General features: G+C 74.1%; 1 protein-coding gene. It reads left to right on the forward strand.

Going from position 1 to position 5,963, the window contains the following annotated elements; genetic code table 11:
* Nucleotides 1–5,963: SDR family NAD(P)-dependent oxidoreductase (locus ACFU74_RS35400; RefSeq protein ID WP_380764246.1), on the forward strand; the 5,963-nt coding region annotated here is incomplete at both ends.

Below are 5,963 nucleotides of genomic sequence, written 5' to 3' on the forward strand. Positions count from 1 at the left end.
ACGTTCGTCGGGTTCTCGCGGCAGCGGGGTTTGGCGGCGGACGGGCGGTGCAAGTCGTTCGCGGAGGGGGCGGACGGTACGGGCTGGGGTGAGGGTGTCGGCATGCTCCTGGTGGAGCGGCTGGCCGACGCCGAGCGCCTCGGTCATCCGGTGCTGGCGGTCGTGCGGGGCAGCGCGGTGAACCAGGACGGTGCGTCGAACGGTCTGACGGCGCCGAACGGTCCTTCGCAGCAGCGGGTGATCCGGGCGGCGTTGGCCAACGCGCGGCTCGGCGCGGCCGACGTGGACGCGGTGGAGGCGCACGGCACCGGCACGACGCTGGGTGACCCGATCGAGGCGCAGGCGCTGATGGCCACCTACGGTCAGGACCGCGCGGGCGAGCCGCTCTGGCTCGGTTCGGTGAAGTCCAATCTCGGGCACACCCAGGCCGCCGCCGGTGTCGCGGGGATCATCAAGATGGTCGAGGCGATGCGCCACGGCCGTCTCCCCGGCACGCTGCACGTCGACACCCCGTCGACGAAGGTGGACTGGTCGGCCGGCGCGGTCGAGCTGCTGACGGAGGCGCGGGAGTGGCCGCAGGTGGACCGCCCGCGCCGCGCGGCGGTGTCGTCCTTCGGGATCAGCGGCACCAACGCCCACGTCATCCTCGAAGCCCCCGAGCCTGCCGCACAGGTCGTCCCGGAGCACGCCGCGCTGCCCGTCACGCCGGTCGTCCTCACCGCTGCGACCGAGCGCTCCCTCGCCGGGCAGGCCGCGCGGCTCCGCCGGTACCTGCTGGCGCACCCGGATGCCTCGGTGACCGACGTCGCCTGGACGCTCGCGCACCGGGCGCCGCTGCCCCGGCGCTCGGTGATCCCGGCCGCCGATCGCGATCAGCTGCTTGCGGGACTCGCTGCGCTGCCGTCGGCGGACGTTCGGTCCGGGACGCTGGCTCTGGTGTTCACCGGCCAGGGGTCTCAGCGTGCCGGCATGGGAAGCGAGTTGTATGCGGCGTTCCCGGTGTTCGCGGCGGCCTTCGACGAGGCGTGCGTGGCGCTTGACCTGCCGATCGGTGAAGTCCTGGACGACGCGCAGGTGTTGGAGCGGACCGGTTGGGCGCAGCCGGCGATCTTCGCGCTGGAGGTCGCGCTGCTGGCGCTGGTCCGGAGCTGGGGTGTGACGCCTGATGTCGTCGCGGGGCACTCGATCGGCGAGGTCACGGCCGCTTACGCGGCGGGGGTGCTCTCCCTGGGCGACGCCGCGAGGCTGGTGGCCGCGCGCGGCCGGCTGATGCAGGAACTCCCTTCCGGCGGTGCGATGCTGGCCGTCGGCGCCGCCGAGACCGACGTACGGGAGGCGTTCCCCGACCTCGACATCGCGGCCGTCAACGGGCCTGCTTCCACGGTGCTCTCGGGTGCCTCGGACGACATCGACGCGGCCGTGGCGGCGGCGACCGAGCGCGGCTGGAAGACGAGCAGGCTGCGCACCAGCCACGCGTTCCACTCCCGGCTGATGGAGCCGATGCTCGCCGGGTTCCGCGAGATCGTCACCGGCCTGGCCTTCCAGGAACCGGTCCTCCCTGCCGTCTCCACCGTCACCGGCCGCCCGGTGACGCCCGGTCAGTGGAGCGACCCCGAGTACTGGGTCGACCAGGTCCGCAAGCCCGTCCGCTTCGCCGACGCCGTGACCGCCCTCGACGCCGCCGCCGTCCTCGAACTCGGCCCGGACGCGGTCCTCACCGCCCTCGTCCGCGAGGCGGCCCCCGACGCGACGGCCGTGGCCGCGCTCCGCCGGGACCGGAACGAGGCCGTCACCCTGCTCACCGCGCTCGCCGACCTGTACGCGGCCGGCCCCGCGGTCGACTGGAAGGCCGTGCTCGGCGGTGGGACTCGCCTCGACCTGCCGAACTACGCTTTCGACCACCAGCGCTTCTGGCCCCGCCGCCGAACCCCGCACGCCGTCGACGCGGCGGGCCTCGGCCTCACGGACACCGGCCACCCCCTGCTCGGCGCGATGATCGCGTTCCCCGATGCGGCGGAGAGCGTGCTCACCGGGTGGCTGTCGGTGGCCACCCACCCGTGGCTGGCCGACCACACGGTCTTCGGCACCACGGTGGTCCCGGGGACGGCCCTGGTCGAGATGGCGCTCGCCGGGGGTGCCCGGATCGGGGCGCCCGTCCTCGACGAACTGCTGCTCCAGGCGCCGCTGACCCTGCCGGCCTCCGGCGGCGCGCAGCTCCGGACCACGATCGGCGCGGCGGACGGCGCCGGACGGCACCGCTTGACCGTCCACGCCCGGACCGACGACGACGGCCCGTGGGTTCTGCACGCGACCGGTGCGCTTGCCGCCGCGTTCGGCGAGGACGCCGGGGAGGACACCGACCTGGTGGTCTGGCCGCCGGTCGGTGCGGAGGAAGTGGGTCTGGACGGCCTGTACGAGGCGTTCGCGGACGCGGGGTTGGTGTACGGCCCGGCGTTCCGGGGCCTGCGGCGCGCCTGGCGGGCGGACGGGGCGGTGTTCGCCGAGGTCGCGCTCGACGGGCCGACCGACGGGTTCGGCGTGCACCCGGCGCTGTTCGACGCCGCCCTGCACGCTCTCGGTGCCGGTGGCCTGCTCCCGGCCGACGGCGCACGGCTGCCCTTCGCGTTCTCGGGCGTACGCCTGCTGACCCCGGCCGCCGACTCCCTGCGGGTCCGGCTCACAGCGGGGGACTCCGCCGACACGGTTCGGCTGCTGATCACGGACGCAACGGGCCTGCCGGTCGCCGGGGTCGACGCGCTGACGCTGCGGCCGGTCGCGGCCGGGCAGGTGGCGGGCGGTGCGGCGGACCGGCTGCTGTTCGGGGTGGAGTGGACCGTGAGGGAGGTGGCCGTGTCGGTGGAGGCGCCTGCCGTCATGGTTCTCGGGGACGTGCTGCCGAGCGTCGCGCAGCCGGTGCTGTTGGTGGATGCTTCGGTGTCCGGTGCGGCGTTGGACCGGTCGGTGGCGCTGCTGGCGCTGTTGCAGTCGTGGCTGTCCGATCCTTCCTGGGCGGAATCGCGTCTGGTGGTGCGGACGTTCGGTGCGGCCGGTGACGTGGTCACGGATGCGGAGGGCGCCGCTCTGTGGGGCCTGGTCCGCTCGGCCCAGGCCGAGCACCCCGACCGCATCCACCTGTTGGATGCGGCGGAGGATGCGTTCTACGAGGTGCCGCAGGCGCTGGTCCGCGAGGGTGAGGTGTTCGTCCCGCATCTGGTCCGCGTGCGGGCGGGGGAGCCGGTCGGGTTCGGCGAGGGCACGGTGGTTGTCACCGGTGCCACCGGCACGCTGGGCCGGCTCGTGGCCCGGCACCTGGTGGACGTACACGGTGTCCGTGACCTGCTGCTGCTCTCGCGCTCCGGTGGGAGCGTGGCGATCGACGGGGCGAAGGTCCGCGCGGTGGCCTGCGATGTGGCTGATGCCGAGGCGGTGGCCGAGGTGCTGCGGGGCGAGCCGGTGACGGCGGTGGTCCACGCGGCCGGAGTGCTCGACGACGGAACGGTGGAGTCGCTGACGCCGGAGCGCCTGGAGCGGGTGTTCCGGGCCAAGGTGGATGCGGCCCGGAACCTCGTGGCCGCGACGGAGGGCAAGGACCTTGCCGCTTTCGTCCTCTATTCCTCGGCGGCGGGTCTGTTCGGCAATGCGGGCCAGGCCAACTACGCGGCGGCGAACGCCTTCCTGGACGCCTACGCGACCGCCCTCCGCGCCCAGGGCGTCCCGGCGGTTTCGCTGGCCTGGGGCCTGTGGGACGCGGGCATGGCCGAGACCCTCGCCGACGCCGACCGCGACCGGATGCGGCGCGGCGGCGTGCTGCCGCTGACGGCCGAGCAGGGCCTGGCCGCCTTCGACGCCGCCCTCGGCACCGGTCGGCCGGTCGTCGCGGCACTCGGCGTGGACACCGCCGTGCTCCGCACCGCCGACTCCGTCCCGCCACTGCTGGCGGGCCTGGTACCCGGTCGGGCGGCGGTCGCGCCGGGAAGCCCGCTGGCCCGCCGGCTGGCCGGGCTCCCCGAGCACGAGCGGACGCGCACGCTGCTCGCGCTGGTGAGCGGCCAGGTCGCCACCGTGCTCGGACACGCGTCGTCCGACCAGGTCGACCCCGAGCGGGCGTTCAGCGAACTCGGCTTCGACTCGCTCACCGCAGTCGAGCTGCGCAACCGGTTGAACGCGACGACCGGGCTACGCCTGCCGTCCACACTGGTCTTCGACTATCCGAATGCCGCCTTGCTGGCCGCCTTCCTCGGTGAGCGGATCTCTGCCACCCACGCGCTGGCCGTCGCGCTCCCGACCTGCCGCAGCCGGGTGGACGACGAGCCGATCGCGATCGTGGGGATGGCCTGCCGCTACCCGGGTGGGGTCTCCTCGCCGGAGGAGCTGTGGGAGTTGGTGGCGTCGGGTCGGGACGGGATCGGGTTCTTCCCGACGGATCGTGGTTGGGACGTGGAGGGCCTGTACCACCCGGATCCGGACCATCCGGGAACGTCGTACACGCGAGAGGGCGGGTTCCTGTACGGCGCGGGGGACTTCGACCCGGGGCTGTTCGGGATCTCGCCGCGTGAGGCGTTGGCGATGGATCCGCAGCAGCGGCTGCTGCTGGAGACGTCCTGGGAGGCGTTCGAGCGGGCGGGCATCGATCCGCTGGGGCTGCGCGGCTCCCGGACGGGCGTCTTCGCCGGGGTGATGTACCACGACTACGGCTCGCAGACCGCCGAGGTCCCGCCCGGCGTCGAGGGCTTCCTCAGCACGGGCAGCTCCGGCAGTGTGGCGTCGGGCCGGGTGTCGTACACGTTCGGGTTGGAAGGTCCGGCGGTGACGGTCGATACCGCCTGCTCGTCGTCGCTGGTCGCGCTGCACTTGGCTGTTCAGGCGCTGCGTAGCGGTGAGTGCGATGCGGCGTTGGCGGGCGGCGTCACGGTGATGGCGACGCCGGGGACGTTCGTCGGGTTCTCGCGGCAGCGCGGCCTGGCGCCCGACGGCCGGTGCAAGTCGTTCGCGGAGGGCGCGGACGGCACCGGTTGGGGTGAGGGTGCCGGCATGCTGCTCGTGGAGCGACTGTCGGATGCGCGGCGCAACGGGCATCCGGTGCTGGCGGTTGTGCGGGGCAGTGCGGTCAACCAGGACGGTGCGTCGAACGGTCTGACGGCGCCGAACGGTCCGTCGCAGCAGCGGGTGATCCGGGCGGCGTTGGAGTCGGCGGGGCTGTCGCCGCAGGACGTCGACGCCGTCGAGGCGCACGGCACCGGAACGACGCTGGGCGACCCGATCGAGGCCCAGGCGCTGCTGGCCACCTACGGCCAGGACCGCGCGGGCGAGCCGCTCTGGCTCGGCTCGGTGAAGTCCAATCTCGGGCACACCCAGGCCGCTGCCGGCGTTGCGGGGATCGTCAAGATGGTCGAGGCGATGCGTCATGGCGTCCTCCCCGGCACGCTGCACGTCGACACCCCGTCGACGAAGGTGGACTGGTCGGCCGGCGCGGTCGAGCTGCTGACGGAGGCGCGGGAGTGGCCCGAGCTGGACCGTCCGCGGCGCGCGGCGGTGTCGTCCTTCGGGATCAGCGGCACCAACGCCCACGTCATCCTCGAAGCCCCCACGGAGCCACCGGTTCCGGCGCCCACCGCTGCGCCGTCGCTCGTCCCGCTGGTGCTCACCGCTGCCGAGCCGGAGGCGCTGCGGGACGCCGCCGAGCGGCTTCGGCGCAGTCGTGCGACCGGCGCGCCGCTGGAGCAGATCGGGCGGGCGCTCGCCTCGCGTGCGCGTCTGCGACACCGGGCGGTTCTTCTCGCGAGTGACCCCGCGGTGCTGGACGCGGGGTTGGCGGCGGTGGCCGCCGGGACGCACCCGCTGGCCGGAGCGGCCGGGAACGGCCGACTGGCGGTGGTGTTCACCGGTCAGGGGTCTCAGCGTGCCGGGATGGGCCGGGAGTTGTATGCGGCGTTCCCGGTGTTCGCGGCGGCCTTCGACGAGGC

Origin of the sequence: Kitasatospora sp. NPDC057500 (assembly GCF_042802195.1) — a bacterium.
GTDB lineage: Bacteria > Actinomycetota > Actinomycetes > Streptomycetales > Streptomycetaceae > Kitasatospora.